An 18739-nucleotide genomic window follows, 5' to 3' on the forward strand; every position below is an offset into this window, starting at 1 on the left:
ACATGACACGTCGGAAAACCTCTCAAACCCCAAAGCAGGATAAAGGATAATCCCACTCCAGAGCCGCAGACTTCCGCCGCCCACGCTTCTCTTTCTTCTCTCTCATATGCAATTGTCAAAAAACACGAAGACAAAACATCTTCGTCGGGTCGCTTCAGCTTGCCGCTCAACCAACCCTCAAGATTGCCACGCTCAAGTAGCTATCCCAATCGACCCTGTCAACCCGATTTCTCAGATTTTGGAGCGAACCCAAGGGCTCGCCGGCGGCGTGTCCGCCGTCGATGGATGGGCTTATAAGCTGAGCCCGACGGCCTCGTCAACAGGCAACTTGCAAAAAAATGCGGCGGCCGAACGGTTGCGCTCGAACGCCGCTCTTCCCTGGGCCTTCGGAGCCGGCGCCCGTCATCCTTCCGTCACGAAGACGCTTGGGCGATCTCCGGCCAGCAGCACCCGATTCTCGTGGCGGACACCACTCGGATCGCGCGTTCTGCGGAGGCTCAGGCGCTGAGTGTCGCCTCCAGCAATACCTCGATGGCTCCCAGAGCCTTGGACACCGGGCAGCCCTCCTTGGCCTTTCCGGCGAGAGACTGGAAGGTCGCCTCGTCGATCCCCGGCACGGTGGCCTTCAGGGTGATCGCGCTCGAACGGATGGCAAAGCCGCCGCCGTCGGCGGGCGTCACCGTCACCACGGCGGTGGCGTCGAGTTCGTCGGCCGGAGTGCCGTTCTCGGCAAGGAAGTGCGAGAGCTGCATGGCGAAGCAGCCGGCATGGGCGGCGGCGAGCAGTTCTTCCGGATTCGTGCCCGAGCGTCCCTCTTCGTCCTCGAATCGGGCCTTGAAGGAGTAGCCATGCTTTTCGAGCGCGCCGGACTGGGTCGTGAGCGTGCCCGTGCCATCGGCCAGGGCGCCCTTCCACACTGCTTTGGCGTTCCGTTTCATCAAAAAACTCCCGTTGCTGAAACTGGCGCACGCTCCGTTTCGAGCCGGGAGGTCGGGACGGGCTGTCGCCAATCCTTCCTTCACCAATCCGGCCGATGCTGGCGTGGCGCCTCCATTGTCCGTTCCGCGGCGCTCGGCGCTGCCGAGACGCGGCCAGACCCGATATAGTGCGCCAAGGCGATGCGTCGCCGCCCGGACGGGTGTTTTGCCCGGACGGGCCAGCGAAGAACCGGGAGCAACGGGGAACAGAGCGATGAATCAGCCCTTTCTCGTCAACGCCACGCGCCCGCTCGCCGACGAACGGGGCGCCTGGCTGCGCGGTCTCGACCACGAGCGTCGCGCCAGCGCCAACACGCTCGAGGCCTACGACCGCGACCTGCGGCAGTTTTTCGGCTTTCTCACCGGCTATCATGGGCGTCCGGCCGAATTGGCCGATTTCGCGGCTCTGACACCAGCCGATCTGCGCGCGTTTCTGGCCGCGCGTCGGCGCGACGGTGTCGGCGCGCGAACGCTCGGGCGGTCGCTGGCGGGCGTGCGCTCCTTCATCCGCCATCTCGAGCGCAAGGGTCTGGCGTCGAGCGCCGGCGCCAAGGCGATCCGCACGCCGAAGCAGGGCCGCTCCCTGCCGCGGCCCCTGAGCGTCGGCGACGCCACCGCCGTTGCCGAAGAAGCCGGGGCGCTCGCCACGGAGCCCTGGGTCGCCGCCCGCAACGCCGCCGTCCTGACCCTTCTCTACGGCTGCGGCCTGCGCATCTCGGAAGCGTTGTCGCTGGCGGGAGACGCGCTGACCGACGACGACGCCCGCTCGATCCCGATCACCGGCAAGGGGGGCAAGACCCGGCTCGTGCCGCTTCTGCCGGCGGTGCTCGAAGCCGTCGCCGAATATCGCCGGCTTTGCCCGTTCGCCCTCTCCGCCAGCGAGCCGCTGTTTCGCGGCACGCGCGGCGGACCGCTGCGGCCGCAGATCGTCCAGCGCGAGATGGCCAGGCTGCGCGGAGCGCTCGGGCTGCCCGAATCGGCCACGCCGCATGCGCTGCGTCATTCCTTCGCAACCCATCTGCTCGCCGCGGGCGGCGATCTGCGCGCCATCCAGGACCTGCTCGGCCATGCCAGCCTGTCGACCACCCAGGCCTATACCGCGGTCGATTCGGCCCGCCTGATGACGATCTACCAGCAGGCCCACCCCCGGGCGCGCCGCAATTGAAGCAATTTCGCGCACGCCGTTCACCATTCGGTGGGGAAGCGCGGGGTAAAGCATCGCCCATGTACGCGACGGATCCTCGCGGCGTTGCCGACGCCGCTCTCGAACGAGTGACGCGGGCGGCTCTCGCCGTTGCCGCTCTCCTGCCTTTGCTGCTGGTCCTGGCGGTGGTCTGGGCCGGCTATGCGGCTGCCGAAGACAGCGCGTCCGATGCGACGGCCTGCCCCGGCCATAGCCTGCTTGCGACGCTGACCCCCGACCAGACGGCGGCGCTCGAGGCGGCGGCGGTCGATACGCCGAACGGCGAAGGCAGGCTGTTTTCCGTCACCAAGGGCAATCTCGCGCCGTCCTATCTGTTCGGCACGATGCACTTGACCGATCCGCGTGTGCTCTCCCTGCCAGAGGCGGCGGACAAGGCCTTCGACCACGCCGAGACGCTGGTCATCGAGACCACCGACGTCCTCGACGAGCGCAAGGCGGCGACGGCGATGCTGGCTCGCCCGGACCTGACGACGCTGCCGCCGGGCCAGTCCCTCGACGATCTGCTGACGCCCCAGCAGCGCAGCGAGCTGGAAGAAGGCCTCGAAGAGCACGGGCTCGTCTACGGCGCGATCAAGACGCTGCAGCCGTGGTTTTCGGGCGTGACCTTGCTGCTGCCGGCCTGCGAGGTCGCGCGCAAGGCCGCCGGCCAGGCCGTGCTCGACGTGTCGCTCGCCCGGCAGGCCGAGGCGGAGGGCAAGCCCGTCCTGGGGCTAGAAAAGGCGGAGGAGCAGCTGGAGGCGATGGCCTCGCTGCCGATGGATCTCCAGGTGGACAGCCTGCTGGCGTCCGTTGCGCTGGCCGACCAGATGCCCGACGTCATGGCGACCATGACCGAGCTCTATCTGGACGGCCGCATCGGGGAGATCGCGCCGCTGACGGAACTCGTCGCGCCCATGGCGGGACCGGGCAGCGGCAGCGAGCCCGGCGCCGCCTATGCCGAGTTCGAGGAACGGGTGGTGACGGCCCGCAACCATACCATGGCCGAGCGGCTCGAACCGATCCTGGAAGACGGCGGCGCGTTCGTCGCCATCGGAGCGCTGCACCTTCCCGGCAAGGAGGGGCTGGTGGAACTGCTGCGCCGGGATGGCTGGACGGTAAAACGTGCCGACTGAGGTGGAGCTCGGCCGCACCGAAAGTTGATCACTGCACGCTTGCGACAGCATGTCGCGGTGCTACTCTTTTTCCGGTTGCGAAGCCGAAAAGGAGATTTCCGGCATGAGAGCAATGACTGCTGCAACTCTGGCGCTTGCGATCAGCGCCTTCGCCGTGGCTCCGGCCCTGGCCTGCCCCTACTCGATGACCACCGCCGACGCCGGCGTCAAAAAGCCGATCGTGACCACCGGCACGACGACCACGCTGGACGAACGGAAGAGCTGATCGCGGGCAGCGTTCCAATCCCACCGACGAGAAGGCCCGGGGCGCGCGTTCCGGGCCTTTTTGTTGCGGGCCACAGACGGCCCGGACGAAGCGATGCGGTTTCTGTGAGAAAGCACGATCCATGCGGCGCGCCTGATGAAATGCCGATTGCGGATCGGGTCGTCACAGCCGCTTTTCGAAGAACAGGTCGGGATAGGGATCGTCGTTGAAACGGTCGATCTCCTGCCAGCCGGCACGGCGATAGAGCCGGCTTGCTTCGGGCAGCGCGCTGTTGGTGTCGAGCCGCAACGTTTCGATCGATAACGCACGCGCGATCGTCTCGGCCTCCGCCATGAGCCGACGGCCAACGCCGAGGCCCCGCGCGCTGGGCGCGACCCAGAGGCGCTTGATCTCCGCGACCGCCCCGCCATGTCCACTCAGGCCGACGCAGCCGATCGGCAGGCCATCCGACAGCGCCACGAGAAAGGCGCCGCGCGGGCGGACCATGTTGCCGGCCTCGGGATCGCGCGACAGCGAGACGTCGAACCCCCGTTCGAGGCGACGCGCCAGCTCGGCATAGTATTCGCCGAGGCAGTAGCGTGCTTCCTCGCCGCGCGGATCGACCTCCTCGATCGTCGCCCGATCCTGCCCCAGCGCCGAGGCCACGAGATCCATGGCCGCCAGCAGCGCTTCGGGGTGCGGATGCTTGGCAAAGAACGTCTCGGCCCGCTCGTTGGAGAGCGTTTCGTAGGCTTCGAATTCCTGCCGCCCGGCCTCGGTCAACGTCGCCACACGCCGCCGCGCGTCGTCCAGGTGCGGCGTGGTCGCGATCAGCCCCTCGTCCTCCAGACCTCGCAGCAGCCGGCTCATCAGGCCCGAATCGAGGCCGAGATAGTCGCGGACGGCTGCCACATCAGAGCGACCATGGCCGATGGCGTTCAGCACGCGCGCCGCTCCAAGAGGACGGCCCCGACCGAGAAACGAGGTGTCGAGCGCGCCCACCTCGGCGGTGACGGCACGATTGAAGCGGCGGAAACGGGAGATGGGATCGGCAAGCATGATATCTGACTTAAGTCAGATAAGTGGGGACGTCAATCTGGCCAGGCAACCGCCGCGCTTACGGTGGGGCTTGACCCGTCCCCTGGGATCGACCCGCATAAGGCGGGGCTCAACCGAGAACAGGTGATTCGTGACCACATCCACTTTCTATTTGAGCCCCTCCGAGGCCGCGCAGAAACTCGGGCTCTCCGTGAAAACGTTGCGGATCTACGAACAGCGCGGTCTGATCACACCGCGTCGCACGGAGGTGGGATGGCGTATCTACGGCCCATCCGAAATTGAGCGAGCAGGCGAGATCGTGGCGCTGCGCGCCTTGGGCTTCAGCCTAGCTCAAGTAGCGCACGTCCTGGACGGCGACCTTCAGGAGCTGGAGCCAACGCTGGCCGCACACCAAGGCGATCTGCGGACGCAGCTTGGTGCGCTTGCCGACCGCTTGGAGCGGGTTCGAGCACTGCGAGGTGAAATCGCCAACGGGCGTGCGTTGACGGCCGGCGTGCTGACGAAAATGATGGCGTCCGACGCGCCGGAGGTTGCTTTCGACCTGCCTTGGCCTTGGGGTGGCGAGCGGTTCAAACTGCATGCGCTGCGGCCATTGACCTATATCGTCGGCCCGTTGGGCTGCGGTAAGACCCGGCTCGCCCAGCGGCTGGCGGACGCTCTGCCCGATGCGGCCTTTCTCGGACTCGATCGGTTGGAGGATGGCGGCCAGGCGATTCGGGACCGACTGGAGGATGACCCGGAGCTCGCACGGCGCGTCGAACACACGCTGGCTTGGCTCTCCGAGGAGGGCGGGGCCCCCTCCGACGCGCTGACGACGCTGGTCGTTGCGCTGGAGTCGCAGAGGCCCGCCGTTCTGGTTGTCGACATGATCGAGCAGGGATTGAGCCAAGCGACTCAGGAAGCTCTTATGGTCCACCTGCGCGCGCGTCCGGGCAGGCGTCCTCTGATCATGCTGACGCGCTCCTCCCTAATTCTGAATCTCGCCGAAGTGGGACCAGAAGAGACGATTCTCTTCTGTCCCGCCAATCACAGCATACCGAGCATCGTACTGCCTCATCCAGGAGCGCCAGGCTATGAGTCACTCGCCTCCTGTCTCGCCTCGCCTGAGGTGCGGGCCCGCACCGCAGGGGTCATCGCGTGGAGGCCACAAGTCGCCTGAGCACGATGCCAGCTGGCACGTCGTGGACCGTCCTCAGCTGTGGATCGGCTTGGCGAAGGCGGCCATGGCCGCTTCTCTGACCGCTTCGGACATGGTCGGGTGAGCGTGGCAGGTGCGCGCCAGATCCTCCGACGAACCGCCGAACTCCATCAGCACCGCTGCCTCGTGGATCATCTCGCCGGCGCTAGAGCCGACGATATGGCAGCCGAGCACCTTGTCGGTCTCCTTGTCGGCCAGGAACTTCACGAAGCCGTCGGTGTGCAGCATGGCGCGTGCCCGGCCGTTGGCCGAGAAGACGAACTTGCCGACATTATAGGCGATGCCCGCGGCCTTCAGCTCCTCCTCGGTTCGGCCGACGGAGGCGACCTCGGGCGAGGTGTAGACCACCGACGGAATGACGTCGTAGTTCACGTGTCCCGCCTGGCCGGCCAGCTGTTCGGCCAGCGCGACGCCCTCGTCCTCGGCCTTGTGGGCGAGCATCGGCCCCTTCACCACGTCGCCCAGGGCATAGATGCCCTCGACATTGGTGCGGAAATGGTCGTCGATCTCGACCCGGCCGCGATTGTCGAGCTTGACGCCCACCGCATCGAGCCCGAGGCCTTCGGTGTAGGGTTTGCGGCCGGTGGCGACGAGCACGACGTCGGCCTCCAGGCTTTCCGCCTCGCCGCCCTTGACCGGCTCGAAGGTGACCTTGGCGCCCTTCTTGGTCCTCTCGACGCCCGTCACCTTGGCCGACAGCTTGAAGTCGAGGCCCTGCTTGGCGAGCATGCGCTGGAATTGCTTGGAGACCTCGCCGTCCATCGGCCCCAGCACCTTGTCGAGGAACTCGACGACGGTGACCTTGGCGCCCAGGCGCGACCAGACCGAGCCGAGCTCCAGGCCGATGACGCCGGCGCCGACGACGATCAGATGCTCGGGCACCTTCTTCAAGCCGATGGCATGGTCGGAGGAGACGATCGTCTCGCCGTCGAAGGCGAGCTCGACGCCGGGAATGCCGGCGACGTCCGAGCCCGTGGCGATGCAGATGGCCTTCGCCGCCAGCGTCTCGGTCGAGCCGTCCTCCTTCGTCACCTCGATCTGGCCTGGCGCGGCGATCCTGCCGGTGCCGATGACGCCGTCGATCTTGTTCTTCTTGAACAGGAAGGAGACGCCGTCGACGTTCTGCTTCACCGTCTTGTCCTTGTGGGCCAGCAGCTTGTCCAGGTTGAGCTTGGGCTTCACCTCGATGCCGAGATCGGCGAACGAATGCTGCGCCTCCGCCATCATCTCGGAGGCGTGGAGGAGTGCCTTCGACGGAATGCAGCCGACGTTCAGACAGGTGCCGCCATAGGTCTTGCGCTTTTCGACGACCGCCACCTTGAGGCCGAGCTGAGCCGCCTTGATGGCACAGACATAGCCGCCCGGGCCCGAGCCGATGACGACGAGATCGTAGGGGTCAGCCATAGCACTGCTTTCCTGCATCGAGATCTAGAAGAGAAGTTGGACGAGCATCAGGACGAGCCCGAGCAGCGAGGCCAGCCAGACCAGGCTGCGCACATAGGGCACGCCGAAGAGATAGAGCGGGATGTAGACGATCCTGGCGACGAACCAGAGCCAGGCGCCGATCATGCCCAGGCCGCCGGCGCGGTTCGTCATGGCCAAGGCCAAGGCGAGGCCGATGAAGGCGGGATAGGTTTCGAGGAAATTCCTCAAGGCCCGGTCGGCGCGGCCGGCATATTTGCCGAGCGGCTTCTGTTCGCCGTCGCGGGCGGACGCATTCCAGTCGAGCCCGCGCTCGGCGGTCGCCAACTGTCCCTGCAGCCCGATGTGCACGAACAGGATCACGACCGACCAGCCGAGCAACATGATTTCGGTGGCGAAGGGTGTTTCCATTAATCTCTCTCGCGGGCCCGGCAGCGGGTCACGGCGCGGCGCCTTCGCAATCGCCGGAGGCATCCTCGAACGAGGCATCCACGGGTGCGAGATGGCCGTTGACGATGCCCATGGGCTGGTAGGGCGGCGTGGCCTGAACCGCAGGCTGCACGAGGCGGAGCTGATAGCAGCCGGCATAAACGGAAATGCCGCCGTCCGCCGAAGTCGCTTCGGCGACGGCCGGCAGCGAGGTGTAGATCGATCCGGCGGCGCCCTCGCTCACGGCCTCGCCGGTCTTCACCCGCACATGCTCGGTCGTCTCGTAGCCCTTGGAAAAGCTGTCGAAGTCCGGCCGGTCGGGCTCGTCGCGGAAGTAGGACCAAGCGCGCAGATATTCCCTGCGCTCGATGGCGTTGTAGAGCGATTCGATCACCGACGTCGCGGTGGACCGGTCGTCGCGATAGTCGGGCATGCCGTCGGCCTGTGCCCACGCCGCACCGGTCGGGACGGCGAGGGTGGCGGCGGCGGCGATCGCAAAGCCGAAAACGCGCATGACGATCCTATCGGGCTGTTGATCGGGCCCGGCGCCGTTCGGCCGGGCTCACGACGGGCAAGGTCCTAGAGGTCCAGAACCAGGCGCTCGGGGTCTTCCAGGCTCTCCTTGACGCGCACCAGGAAGGTCACTGCCTCCTTGCCGTCGACGATGCGGTGATCGTAGGACAGCGCCAGATACATCATCGGCCGGATCTCGACCTTGCCGCCGATCGCCATCGGCCGCTCCTGGATCTTGTGCATGCCGAGGATGCCCGACTGCGGCGCGTTCAAGATCGGCGTCGACATCAGCGAGCCATAGACGCCGCCATTGGTGATGGTGAAGGTGCCGCCCTGCATGTCGGCCATTTCCAGCTTGCCGTCGCGCGCCGCCTTGGCGAGCCGGGCTAGCTCCTTCTCGACTTCGGCGATGGTCATCTGGTCGGCATCGCGGATGACCGGAACGACGAGCCCCTTGTCGGTACCGACGGCCATGCCGATGTGGGCGAAGTTCTTGTAGATCAGGTCGGTGCCGTCGATCTCGGCGTTGACCGCGGGAATCTCCTTCAGCGCGTGGCAGACCGCCTTGGTGAAGAAGCCCATGAAGCCAAGCTTCACGCCGTGCTTCTTCTCGAAGAGGTCCTTGTAGCGCTTCCTGAGCTCCATGACCGCGGTCATGTCCACCTCGTTGAAGGTGGTCAGCATGGCCGCCGTGTTCTGAGCGTCCTTCAGCCGGCGCGCGATGGTCTGGCGCAGGCGGGTCATGCGCACCCGCTCCTCGCGCGCGTCGTCACCGGGCGCCGACGGTGCGCGGGCCTGAGCCGGCGCTGGCGGCGAGGCGGGCGCGGACCCACCCTTGGCGATGGCATCGAGCACGTCGCCCTTCAGCACCTGACCGCGCTTGCCCGATCCCTCGACGCTGTCGGTGGAGATGCCCTTTTCGGCCATCATCTTTTGGGCCGAGGGGGCCGGCGGCATGGACGAGCCACCCTTGGCCTCCGCCGGCGCGGCGGTTTCGGCCGGCTTGGCCTCGGCACCGCCATTCGGCTTGGCACCGGCCGCACCTTCCTCGATCTTCAAGAGCAGAGCGCCGACCTGAACGGTGTCGCCCTCCTTCACCGCGAGTTCGCGAATGACGCCGGAGACAGGCGAGGGGATTTCCTGCGCCGCCTTGTCGGTTTCAAGTTCCAGCAGCGGCTCGTCGGCGGTGACGCTGTCACCGACCTTCTTGAACAGGGTTCCGACATCGGCCTCGGTCACCGACTCGCCGGCGGCCGGCACGACGACCTCGACCAGCTTGCCGGAAGCGGCAGCGCTCGCCTGCGGGGCAGGCTCGGCTTTCTCGGCCTGGGCGGGCGCCGGTGCCTTTTCAGGCTTCGGCTCGCCGACGGAGCTTCCACCGCTCTTGCCCTCCCCATCGCCGATGGAGCCGATGATGGCGCCGACCTCGACCGTCTCGCCCTCTTTCGCCGCGATGTCCTGCAACACGCCTGAGGCGGGCGCCGGCACTTCCACCGTCACCTTGTCGGTCTCCAGCTCGGCGATGGTCTCGTCCTGCGCGACGCTATCGCCCGGCTTCTTGAACCACTGCGCGATCGTGGCCTCGGTGACCGATTCGCCCAGGGTCGGGACCTTGATTTCAGTCGTCATCGTTCATTCCTGGAATGCGGCCGCCGATTGCGGCCGGTTTTCGTGGTTGCAGGACAGGAGCGACGCACCTATAGCGCATCGCGCGACGGAAAGGCCAATGGGATCGGAGCTGACGCCGGCCGCGGATACGGCCGCCGTCGCTCGCCGGTCTCGTTGAGGAGGAAGAGCCATGATCGAGCTCAGGCGCCCAGCGCATCCTCCAGGAAAGCGTTCAATTCGGCCAAATGCTTCGACATGGTGCCGGCGGCCGGCGAGGCGGAGGCCTGGCGTCCGCAATAGCGGGCCCGGCGCTTTTCGGCGCCGATATGGTCGAGCACCCATTCCAGATAGGGGTCGATGAAGGTCCACGATCCCATGTTCTTGGGCTCTTCCTGGCACCACACCATCTCCGCGTTCTTGAAGCGGGACAGCTCCGTGATCAGCGATTTCGCCGGGAACGGATAGAGCTGCTCGACGCGCAGAAGGTAGACGTCGTCGATGCCGCGATTCTCCCGCTCCTCGTAGAGATCGTAATAGACCTTGCCCGAGCACATGACGACGCGGCGGATCTTGGAATCCTTGACCAGCTTGATCGCCGAATCCTTGCGCCGCTCGGCATCGTCGGCGAGCAGGCGATGGAAGGTCGTCTCTCCCGCCATCTCGGCGATGTCGGAGACCGCCCGCTTGTGCCGGAGCAGCGATTTCGGCGTCATCAGGATCAGCGGCTTGCGGAAGTCGCGCTTCAGCTGACGGCGCAGAATATGGAAATAGTTCGCCGGCGTGGTGCAATTGGCGACCTGCATGTTGTCCTGTGCGCAAAGCTGCAGATAGCGCTCGAGCCGCGCAGAGGAATGCTCCGGGCCCTGCCCTTCGTAGCCGTGCGGCAGAAGCAGCACCAGGCCCGACATGCGCAGCCACTTGGATTCGCCCGACGAGATGAACTGGTCGATCACCACCTGGGCGCCATTGGCGAAGTCGCCGAACTGCGCCTCCCAGACGGTCAGGCCGTTCGGCTCGGCCAGCGAATAGCCGTACTCGTAGCCGAGCACCGCCTCTTCGGAGAGCATCGAGTTGATGACCTCGTAGATCGCCTGCCCCTTGGCCAGATTGGCCAGCGGAATGTAGCGATCCTCGGTCTCCTGGTCGTAGAGCACCGAATGGCGCTGGGAAAACGTGCCGCGCTCCGAATCCTGGCCCGACAGGCGGATCGGATGGCCCTCGGTCACCAGCGTGCCGAAGGCCAGCGATTCGGCTGTCGCCCAGTCGATGTTCTCGCCGGACTCGATCATTTTCGTCCGGTTCTCGAGGAAGCGCTGGATGGTGCGATGGACGTTGAAGTCCTCGGGCACCGTGCTCAGCTTGCGGCCGATCTCCTTCAGCGTCTTCATCGGCACGCCGGTGACGCCGCGGCGCGGCTCGTCGCTGCCCTCGGGGCGCCGCAGGCCGGCCCAGACACCGTCCAGCCAATCGGCCCGGTTGGGCTTGTAGGTCTGGCCGGCCTCGAATTCCTCGTCGAGCGCCTGGCGCCATTCGGTCTTGCGCGCCTCGACCTGATCGGCGGTGACCAGACCCTCGGCGATGAGCTTCTTGGAATAGATCTCCAGCGTCGACGGATGCTGGCGGATCTGCTTGTACATCTTTGGCTGGGTGAATGCCGGCTCATCGCCTTCGTTGTGGCCGAAGCGGCGATAGCAGAACATGTCGATGACGACGGGCTTGTGGAACGTCATCCGGAACTCGGTCGCCACCTTGGCCGCGTAGACCACGGCCTCCGGATCGTCGCCGTTGACGTGGAAGATCGGCGCCTCGACCATCTTGGCGGTGTCGGACGGATAGGGCGAGGAACGCGAGAAGCGCGGATTGGTGGTAAAGCCGATCTGGTTGTTGACGATGAAATGGACGGTGCCGGCGACCCGATGGCCGCGCAGGCCGGACAGGTTGAAGCACTCGGCCACCACGCCCTGACCGGCGAAGGCCGCATCGCCGTGAATCAAGAGCGGCATGACGTTCTTGCGCACGTCGAGCGGCACGATCTCGGTGCGGGTCGGGCCGACCAGCTGGTCCTGCTTGGCGCGCACCTTGCCGAGCACCACCGGATCGACGATCTCCAGATGCGACGGATTGGCGGCAAGCGACAGGTGGACCATGTTGTCGTCGAACGCCCGGTCCGAGGAGGCGCCGAGGTGATACTTGACGTCGCCCGAACCCTCCACGTCGTCGGGCGCGTAGGTGCCGCCCTTGAACTCGTGGAAGATCGCCCGGTGCGGCTTGCCCATCACCTGGCTGAGCACGTTCAACCGGCCGCGATGGGCCATGCCGAAGATGATCTCCTTCAGCCCGAGCTGGCCACCGCGCTTGATGATCTGCTCAAGTGCCGGGATCAGCGCTTCGGCGCCGTCGAGGCCGAAGCGCTTGGTGCCCTTGAAGCGCAGATCGCAGAACTTCTCGAAGCCTTCCGCCTCGATCAGCTTGTTGAGGATCGCCCGCTTGCCCTGGCTGGTGAAGGCGATGCCCTTGTCGGGACCCTCCATACGCTCCTGCAGCCACGCCTTCTCGTGCGGGTTGGAAATGTGCATGAACTCGATGCCGAGCGTCGTGCAGTAGGTCCGCCGCAGGATGTCGACCATCTCGCGGATGGTGGCGAACTCCATGCCCAGCACGTAGTCGATGAAGATCCTGCGGTCGTAGTCCGCCTCCGAGAAGCCATAGGCGGAGGGCGACAGCTCGTTGTAGTCCTCGTCAGCGGCCTGGGCGATGCCCAGCGGATCGAGGCTCGCATGGAGATGGCCGCGCACGCGGTAGGCGCGGATCAGCATCAGGGCGCGCACGGAATCGCGCGACGCCCGGATCACGTCGGCGTCGGAGACCTCGACGCCCGCCTTCTGCGCCTTCTCGCGAACCTTTTCCTCGACGCGCTTTTCGATCGGCGCCCAGTCGCCGTCGAGCGCCGAAACCAGCTCGCCATTGGCCGCGATCGGCCAATGCGGTCGCTGCCACGACGGTCCTTCGGCATTTTTCACGACGATCTGGCGATCGTCCTTCAGCTCCTTGAAGAAATCCGCCCAATCCTCGGAAACCGAACCGGGATCGGCCTCGTAGCGGGCATAGAGCTCGTCGATGTAGTCGGCGTTGCCGCCATAGAGGAAGGAGGTGAGAGCAAAGCGCTCGTTGGCTTGCTGATTGCGTGACATGGATCGCCCAAAGACCGCCTGTGGCGGTTTGTCTCGTTGAAGAGGCCGGCGCGCTGCCGCACGCTCGGTCCGGTTCGTTGTGGTTCCGCTCAGCCGGCTCGCAAGGGTGCGAGCGGAAGCGCTAAGCTGTTCTCGGTACCGGTGCGGCTGCGGCTCACACGTTCAGCAGCCTCGTCCAAACTCATTGCTTTTTGTCGACGCTCCGCCCCGAAAGTTCGCGGCTCTCGGGGATCATGTATTAACCCTTCAGGACTTCGACCAGGGTCTTGCCGATCTGTGCGGGTGACGGCGACACCCGAATGCCGGCGGCTTCCATCGCCGCGATCTTGTCCTCGGCACCGCCCTTGCCGCCCGAGACCACGGCGCCGGCATGGCCCATGGTGCGGCCCTTGGGCGCCGTGCGGCCGGCGATGAAGCCCACCATCGGCTTCTTGCGGCCTTTCTTCGCCTCGTCGATCAGGAACTGGGCGGCATCCTCCTCGGCCGAGCCGCCGATCTCGCCGATCATGACCATCGACTTGGTCGCCTCGTCGGCCAGGAACATCTCGAGCACGTCGATGAACTCGGTGCCTTTCACCGGATCGCCGCCGATGCCGACCGCCGTGGTCTGGCCGAGCCCCTCGTTCGAGGTCTGGAAGACCGCCTCGTAGGTCAAGGTTCCCGAGCGCGATACGATGCCGACGCTGCCCGGCTTGAAGATCGAACCCGGCATGATGCCGATCTTGCACTCTTCCGGCGTCAGCACGCCCGGACAATTCGGTCCGATCAGGCGCGACTTCGACTTGTCGAGCTTCGCCTTGACCTTGACCATGTCGAGGACGGGGATGCCTTCGGTGATGCAGACGATCAGGCCGACCTCGGCGTCGATCGCCTCCTCGATGGCGGCCGCCGCGCCCGCCGGCGGCACGTAGATCACCGAGGCGTCGGCGCCGGTCGCATCCTTGGCCTCGGCGACGCTCGCAAAGATCGGCAGCGACGTGCCGTCGACCCCCGAGCTCCAGCTCTCGCCGCCCTTCTTGGGATGGACGCCGCCCACCATCTGGGTGCCGAAATAGGCGAGCGCCTGCTCGGTGTGAAAGGTGCCGGTCTTGCCGGTCAGGCCCTGGACAATGACCTTGGTGTTTTTATCGACGAGAATGGACATGAGACTTCAAGCGACTCCTTGAGGGTCAGTCGGCTTCGATGAACGGGTTAATGACCTGGACCGCGCCGTAACGTTGGCCGTGACTGAGGTCTTCGGAATATATGATCTGCGCGCCCAATCGTTCGGCCGCAGCGACAATAGCGCCGTCCCAATAGGATATTCGATAGCGCTGGGCGATCGTGATCCCACCCAGCACGATCTTGTCGTCGACGGCTTGGCACGGCTTTTTGGCAAGTGTGCGAACCCAGTGCAGCGCCTCGTCGGATGCGAGAGGAGGAGCCCCCTTTCGCGTCGCGATGGCATAGAATTCCGCGAGAACCTGCCCCGAGGTGCAATAGTCTTCCTCGAGCACGATACGGCGGGCGACAGCGAACTTTTCGGGTTCGTCATCGCGGCCAAGCGCCGCGTAGATGAGGATATTGGTGTCGAGGAAGACATCAGCGCCATCGATCAAAGCGGGGCTCTCCCGAATAGGCCTCCTCGCGGCTGGGCCGCCAGTTACCCAATCGGCCCTTCGAGGTGTCGATGAGCCGCAAAAGCTCCTCGCGACCCTCGTCGCGCTCCTGTTCCTGTTCGACCAAGTGCTGCAGGAAGTTGCGCACCAGCTCGTTGACGCTGGTGCGCTTCATCGCAGCAAGGACCCGCACCTTGTCGAGAAGATGCTCGTCGATCGCCAGGGTGATGTTCTTGGTCATAGCCGTATACACGATTTATGTGCTACACATAAGCTGTGCCAACAACCGGCACAAGCTCGGCTCACCTCTTCACCGCCGCGACGATCTTCTTGGCGGCGTCGTCGAGATCGTCGGCGGCGATGACGTTGAGGCCGCTCTCCTCGATCAGCTTCTTGCCTTCGGCCACCCGCGTGCCTTCGAGGCGCACCACCAGCGGGACCTGCAGGCCGACCTCCTTGACCGCGGCGATCACGCCCTCGGCGATGACGTCGCAGCGCATGATGCCGCCGAAGATGTTGATCAGGATGCCCTTCACGTTGGGATCGGCGGTGATGATCTTGAAGGCCGCCGTCACCTTCTCCTTGCTGGCGCCGCCGCCGACGTCGAGGAAGTTGGCGGGCTCGGCGCCATAGAGCTTGATGATATCCATGGTGGCCATGGCGAGTCCGGCGCCATTGACCATGCAGCCGATGTTGCCGTCGAGCGCCACATAGGCGAGTCCGTACTTGGAGGCCTCGATCTCCTTTTCGTCCTCCTCGGTGGTGTCGCGCAGCGCCATGATGTCGTCGTGGCGGAACAGCGCGTTGCCATCGAAGGAGACCTTGGCGTCGAGCACCCGGAGATGGCCGTCCTTCATGACGATCAGCGGATTGATCTCGAGCAGGCTCATGTCCTTCTCGCAGAACGCCTTGTAGAGGATCGGGAAGAGCGTCATCCCGTCCTGGCGCGCCGGCGCATCGAGCTTCAGCGCGTCACACAGCTTGGCGGCGTCCGCCTCGGTCACGCCGGTCTCGGGATCGATCGCCACGGTGAGGATCTTTTCCGGCGTGTCGTGCGCCACCGTCTCGATGTCCATGCCGCCCTCGGTGGAGGCGACGAAGGCGACGCGGCCGACCGAACGGTCGACCAGGATCGACAGATAGAGCTCGCGATCGATGTCGGCGCCGTCCTCGATGTAGAGGCGGTTGACCTGCTTGCCGGCCTCGCCGGTCTGGTTGGTGACCAGAGTGTTGCCGAGCATCTCGGCGACGTTGGCCTTGACCTCGTCGATGGACTTGGCCAGACGCACGCCGCCCTTGGCGTCGGGCCCCAGCTCCTTGAACTTGCCCTTCCCGCGACCGCCGGCATGGATCTGGCTCTTCACGACATAGAGCGGGCCAGGAAGCTTGCCGGCCGCGGCCTCCGCCTCGTTCGCCGCGGTGATCGCCACACCGCTCGCGACGGGTGCGCCATAGCCTTTCAGGACTTCCTTGGCCTGATATTCGTGAATGTTCATATAGTCGCCTCCGAAGCGGTCTCGTGCGAGGAGATGAAAAGGGGCTGGCCGCGATGGTCGCCGGCCCCTCAAGTCTATCGGGATTACTTAAGCGCGGGCGCGATGCCTTGGCAGGCCTCCATCAGGCCTTTCACGGCGTCGACGGATTTTTCGAAGTTCGCCTTTTCGCTCTCGTCCAACCGGATCTCGATGATCCGCTCGACACCGTCGGCGCCGATCACGCACGGCACACCGACATAAAGGTCGTTCTGGCCGTACTGGCCGGAAAGATTGGCGGCGCACGGAAGAACCCGCTTCTTGTCCTTCAGATAGGACTCGGCCATGGCGATCGCGGACGCCGCCGGAGCGTAATAGGCCGATCCGGTCTTGAGCAGACCGACGATCTCGCCACCGCCCTGCCGCGTCCGCTGCACGATCTCTTCCAGACGCTCGTCGGTCGTCCAGCCCATCTTGATCAGATCGGGCAGAGGAATGCCGGCCACCGTGGAGTAGCGCACCGACGGCACCATGGTGTCGCCGTGGCCGCCCAGCACAAACGCCGTGACGTCTTCGATCGACACCTTGAACTCGTCGGCGAGGAAATGGCGGAAGCGCGACGAATCGAGAACGCCGGCCATGCCGACGACCTTGTTCTTCGGCAGGCCGGAAAACTTCTGCAGCGCCCAGACCATGGCGTCGAGCGGATTGGTGATGCAAATGACAAAGGCGTTGGGGGCATGCTCGGCGATGCCGGCGCCCACCTGCTCCATCACCTTGAGATTGATGCCGAGCAGATCGTCGCGGCTCATTCCCGGCTTGCGCGGAACGCCAGCCGTGACGATGCAGACGTCCGCACCGGCAATGGCGGAATAGTCGTTGGCTCCAGAAAGCTCGGCATCGAAGCCCTCGACGGCGGCCGACTGAGCGATATCCAGCGCCTTGCCCTGCGGCGTGCCCTCGGCGATGTCGAAAAGCACGATGTCTCCGAGTTCCTTCAGGCCGGCCAGATGGGCGAGCGTTCCCCCGATCATGCCCGAGCCGATAAGTGCGATCTTGTTGCGAGCCATATTTCCGTCCTTTCGATGGGATCCGATCGGCTTCCTCGCCTCAGACCGAACCACTTCCTGCCCAACCAGCGATGCTTGAAGAATTACCCGGTCGTTGCTGCGGCAGATCCTCCATAAGCGACACGGAGCCTATCCAACGCGATCGCCGCACCGGTTAGGGCCGCACCGAACGCGCCGCAAGCGGATAAAGGGCACGGGCCGATTTTTCAATACCCTGAGCCTCAACCCAGGCAATTCAAACGTTTAGTTGAATAGGGACTTACGTAAACGTAAAATTGATTTGTCGTTGTGTTACAAAGGCTAGGGCTGAAATACCGCTCTCGACTGATGGTCGAACGTTCTTGCGAAGTCCCATCACTTCACCGCGACCGCCTCCAGACGCCGCCCCTTCCGCAGCGTCATTATTTATCGCTGAATGTGATGCTCCATTAACTTCTGCCCTGAATACTACATGCGGTATGGAGGAGATGGATTGCGGGGCCGATGACATTCAACGACAGCATGAATATCGTCGTTGCCATGCTGGAAAGCTTGGCTCATATGGCCCTGGTCACCATCGCCTACGGAATCATCCAGCGGGCTTCGGGCCCGCGGCCTTTGCGCTCGCTGCTCCACGCGCTGGCGTTTTCCGTGGGCGCCGTCAGCGCGATGCTGTCGCCGGCCATTCTCGCACCCGGCATCCTGATCGACGGCCGGGCCACCGTCGTCGGTCTCGCCGCCGCGTTCGCCGGTCCTCTTGCGGCCATCATCACCGCCTCGACCGCGATTTCCTATCGCGTTTCCGTCGGCGGCTCGGGCACGGCGATCGGCTGCGCCACGATCCTGACGGCCGCAGCAGTGGGGCTGATCTGGGCCCATTGGCAATCGAGAAAAGACCGGACGACCTTGCGCGCCCTCGTGGTGCTCGGGCTCGGGCTGTCGAGCCATGCCGTCATCGTGCTCTTCGTACCGATGGACGGACGGATCGCCGTACTGGCCATCGCGGCGTCGACGCTGGCGCTCGTCAGCTTCCTGGCGACTGTGGTCTTCGGTCAGCTGATGCATCGCGAAAACCAGCTGATCGAGCGTGAGCGTATGCTGCGCACTTACGCCTTCGCAGACCCCCTGACGGGGCTGCCCAACCGTCGGGAGTTCGAGACGCGGATCGGCCAATGTGTCGAAACGGCCAAGGAGAGGGGTGCCGGTTGCCTGCTGCTGATGGATTTCGACCATTTCAAGCTGGTCAACGACCGCTTCGGCCATGCCGCCGGCGACGAGGCGCTGAAGCAGTTGGCGGTCCTGCTCAAGTCCTCGCTGCGCGAGGACGACTTCGTCGCGCGCCACGGCGGCGAGGAATTCGTGGCCTACCTGCCCGGGACCGCCGGCCCGGAAGCCTTGCGCATCGCGGAACGGGTGCGCCAGCGCATCGCCCGACGAACCATGTCGGTCTGCGGCCACACGATCACCGTCACGGTCAGCATCGGGGTTGCCGTCGCCGATGCCGGATTGACGCTGAACGACCTCTTCATCTCTGCCGACCGCGCGCTTTACCGGGCGAAGACGGGCGGTCGCGACAGAGTCGAACTGGCGGCCAATCGCGAACGCGAGATCGACGCGACGATCCCCACCGATGCGCTGCTTGCGCTCCAGCCTGCGGAATAGC

At 65.2% G+C, this 18739-nt stretch carries 17 protein-coding genes; 5 read left to right on the plus strand and 12 right to left on the minus strand.

What is annotated here, in order from left to right; all coding sequences use genetic code 11:
- Positions 1–497 precede the first annotated feature (497 nt).
- Positions 498–938, minus strand: a complete 441-nt coding sequence (locus tag SMD10_RS20715) for an OsmC family protein (RefSeq protein WP_331687644.1) — start codon at positions 936–938, stop codon at positions 498–500.
- Positions 939–1191: 253 nt separating this feature from the next.
- Here SMD10_RS20715 and SMD10_RS20720 point away from each other — a divergent pair, with 253 nt between their 5' ends.
- The 3 genes from SMD10_RS20720 (at position 1192) to SMD10_RS20730 (ending at position 3558) form a co-directional block, all read left to right on the plus strand.
- Complete coding sequence (locus tag SMD10_RS20720; protein ID WP_331687645.1) at positions 1192–2142, plus strand: tyrosine recombinase XerC; 951 nt, start codon at positions 1192–1194, stop codon at positions 2140–2142.
- Between the two features lie 59 nt (positions 2143–2201).
- Positions 2202–3293, plus strand: coding sequence for a TraB/GumN family protein (locus SMD10_RS20725; RefSeq protein WP_331687646.1), 1092 nt, complete (start codon positions 2202–2204; stop codon positions 3291–3293).
- Between the two features lie 103 nt (positions 3294–3396).
- Positions 3397–3558 carry a hypothetical protein gene (locus SMD10_RS20730; protein WP_331687647.1) on the plus strand — a complete coding sequence of 54 codons (162 nt, stop codon included), beginning with the start codon at positions 3397–3399 and terminating at the stop codon, positions 3556–3558.
- A 162-nt stretch (positions 3559–3720) separates the two neighbouring features.
- On the opposite strand, the gene SMD10_RS20735 is transcribed toward SMD10_RS20730, so the two are convergent.
- Positions 3721–4596, minus strand: a complete 876-nt coding sequence (locus SMD10_RS20735; protein WP_331687648.1) for a bifunctional helix-turn-helix transcriptional regulator/GNAT family N-acetyltransferase — start codon at positions 4594–4596, stop codon at positions 3721–3723.
- 130 nt (positions 4597–4726) lie between these two features.
- Here SMD10_RS20735 and SMD10_RS20740 point away from each other — a divergent pair, with 130 nt between their 5' ends.
- Positions 4727–5755 (plus strand): MerR family transcriptional regulator, encoded by a 1029-nt coding sequence (locus SMD10_RS20740; protein WP_331687649.1) that lies wholly within the window; start codon positions 4727–4729, stop codon positions 5753–5755.
- A 33-nt stretch (positions 5756–5788) separates the two neighbouring features.
- Here SMD10_RS20740 and lpdA read toward each other — a convergent pair whose 3' ends face one another.
- From lpdA to mdh, 10 genes are all read right to left on the minus strand, one after another.
- Positions 5789–7198, minus strand: coding sequence for a dihydrolipoyl dehydrogenase (gene lpdA / locus SMD10_RS20745; protein WP_331687650.1), 1410 nt, complete (start codon positions 7196–7198; stop codon positions 5789–5791).
- 24 nt (positions 7199–7222) lie between these two features.
- A complete protein-coding gene (locus tag SMD10_RS20750) occupies positions 7223–7627 on the minus strand; it encodes an MAPEG family protein (RefSeq protein WP_331687651.1) in 405 nt (134 codons plus the stop codon).
- Between the two features lie 28 nt (positions 7628–7655).
- Complete coding sequence (locus SMD10_RS20755) at positions 7656–8159, minus strand: hypothetical protein (RefSeq protein WP_331687652.1); 504 nt, start codon at positions 8157–8159, stop codon at positions 7656–7658.
- Between the two features lie 65 nt (positions 8160–8224).
- Complete coding sequence (gene odhB / locus SMD10_RS20760; RefSeq protein ID WP_331687653.1) at positions 8225–9787, minus strand: 2-oxoglutarate dehydrogenase complex dihydrolipoyllysine-residue succinyltransferase; 1563 nt, start codon at positions 9785–9787, stop codon at positions 8225–8227.
- Positions 9788–9966: 179 nt separating this feature from the next.
- On the minus strand, positions 9967–12957 hold the full coding sequence (locus tag SMD10_RS20765; RefSeq protein WP_331687654.1) for a 2-oxoglutarate dehydrogenase E1 component: 2991 nt from the start codon (positions 12955–12957) through the stop codon (positions 9967–9969).
- A 238-nt stretch (positions 12958–13195) separates the two neighbouring features.
- Complete coding sequence (sucD, locus tag SMD10_RS20770; RefSeq protein WP_331687655.1) at positions 13196–14101, minus strand: succinate--CoA ligase subunit alpha; 906 nt, start codon at positions 14099–14101, stop codon at positions 13196–13198.
- 25 nt (positions 14102–14126) lie between these two features.
- Positions 14127–14555, minus strand: a complete 429-nt coding sequence (locus SMD10_RS20775; protein ID WP_331687656.1) for a PIN domain-containing protein — start codon at positions 14553–14555, stop codon at positions 14127–14129.
- Positions 14539–14796, minus strand: coding sequence for a DUF6364 family protein (locus SMD10_RS20780; RefSeq protein ID WP_331687657.1), 258 nt, complete (start codon positions 14794–14796; stop codon positions 14539–14541). The genes SMD10_RS20775 and SMD10_RS20780 overlap by 17 nt, the downstream gene beginning before the upstream one ends.
- A 61-nt stretch (positions 14797–14857) precedes the next feature.
- Complete coding sequence (gene sucC / locus SMD10_RS20785; protein ID WP_331687658.1) at positions 14858–16051, minus strand: ADP-forming succinate--CoA ligase subunit beta; 1194 nt, start codon at positions 16049–16051, stop codon at positions 14858–14860.
- An 83-nt stretch (positions 16052–16134) separates the two neighbouring features.
- Positions 16135–17097: a malate dehydrogenase gene (gene mdh / locus SMD10_RS20790; RefSeq protein ID WP_331687659.1), complete on the minus strand. Its 963-nt coding sequence runs from the start codon at positions 17095–17097 to the stop codon at positions 16135–16137.
- A 483-nt stretch (positions 17098–17580) separates the two neighbouring features.
- Here mdh and SMD10_RS20795 point away from each other — a divergent pair, with 483 nt between their 5' ends.
- Positions 17581–18738, plus strand: a complete 1158-nt coding sequence (locus SMD10_RS20795; RefSeq protein WP_331687660.1) for a GGDEF domain-containing protein — start codon at positions 17581–17583, stop codon at positions 18736–18738.
- Position 18739: the final 1 nt, after the last annotated feature.

This window comes from Consotaella aegiceratis, from assembly GCF_036541425.1.
Taxonomy (GTDB): Bacteria; Pseudomonadota; Alphaproteobacteria; order Rhizobiales; family Rhizobiaceae; genus Consotaella; species Consotaella aegiceratis.

Bases quoted from the DNA above. Each gene is read 5' to 3' on its own strand.
- SMD10_RS20780 (WP_331687657.1), bottom strand. From the start codon at position 14,796: ATGACCAAGAACATCACCCTGGCGATCGACGAGCATCTTCTCGACAAG.
- sucD (WP_331687655.1), bottom strand. From the start codon at position 14,101: ATGTCCATTCTCGTCGATAAAAACACCAAGGTCATTGTCCAGGGCCTG.
- SMD10_RS20715 (WP_331687644.1), bottom strand. From the start codon at position 938: ATGAAACGGAACGCCAAAGCAGTGTGGAAGGGCGCCCTGGCCGATGGC.
- sucC (WP_331687658.1), bottom strand. From the start codon at position 16,051: ATGAACATTCACGAATATCAGGCCAAGGAAGTCCTGAAAGGCTATGGC.
- SMD10_RS20755 (WP_331687652.1), bottom strand. From the start codon at position 8,159: ATGCGCGTTTTCGGCTTTGCGATCGCCGCCGCCGCCACCCTCGCCGTC.
- SMD10_RS20730 (WP_331687647.1), top strand. From the start codon at position 3,397: ATGAGAGCAATGACTGCTGCAACTCTGGCGCTTGCGATCAGCGCCTTC.
- lpdA (WP_331687650.1), bottom strand. From the start codon at position 7,198: ATGGCTGACCCCTACGATCTCGTCGTCATCGGCTCGGGCCCGGGCGGC.
- SMD10_RS20720 (WP_331687645.1), top strand. From the start codon at position 1,192: ATGAATCAGCCCTTTCTCGTCAACGCCACGCGCCCGCTCGCCGACGAA.
- odhB (WP_331687653.1), bottom strand. From the start codon at position 9,787: ATGACGACTGAAATCAAGGTCCCGACCCTGGGCGAATCGGTCACCGAG.
- mdh (WP_331687659.1), bottom strand. From the start codon at position 17,097: ATGGCTCGCAACAAGATCGCACTTATCGGCTCGGGCATGATCGGGGGA.
- SMD10_RS20735 (WP_331687648.1), bottom strand. From the start codon at position 4,596: ATGCTTGCCGATCCCATCTCCCGTTTCCGCCGCTTCAATCGTGCCGTC.
- SMD10_RS20725 (WP_331687646.1), top strand. From the start codon at position 2,202: ATGTACGCGACGGATCCTCGCGGCGTTGCCGACGCCGCTCTCGAACGA.
- SMD10_RS20795 (WP_331687660.1), top strand. From the start codon at position 17,581: ATGACATTCAACGACAGCATGAATATCGTCGTTGCCATGCTGGAAAGC.
- SMD10_RS20765 (WP_331687654.1), bottom strand. From the start codon at position 12,957: ATGTCACGCAATCAGCAAGCCAACGAGCGCTTTGCTCTCACCTCCTTC.
- SMD10_RS20750 (WP_331687651.1), bottom strand. From the start codon at position 7,627: ATGGAAACACCCTTCGCCACCGAAATCATGTTGCTCGGCTGGTCGGTC.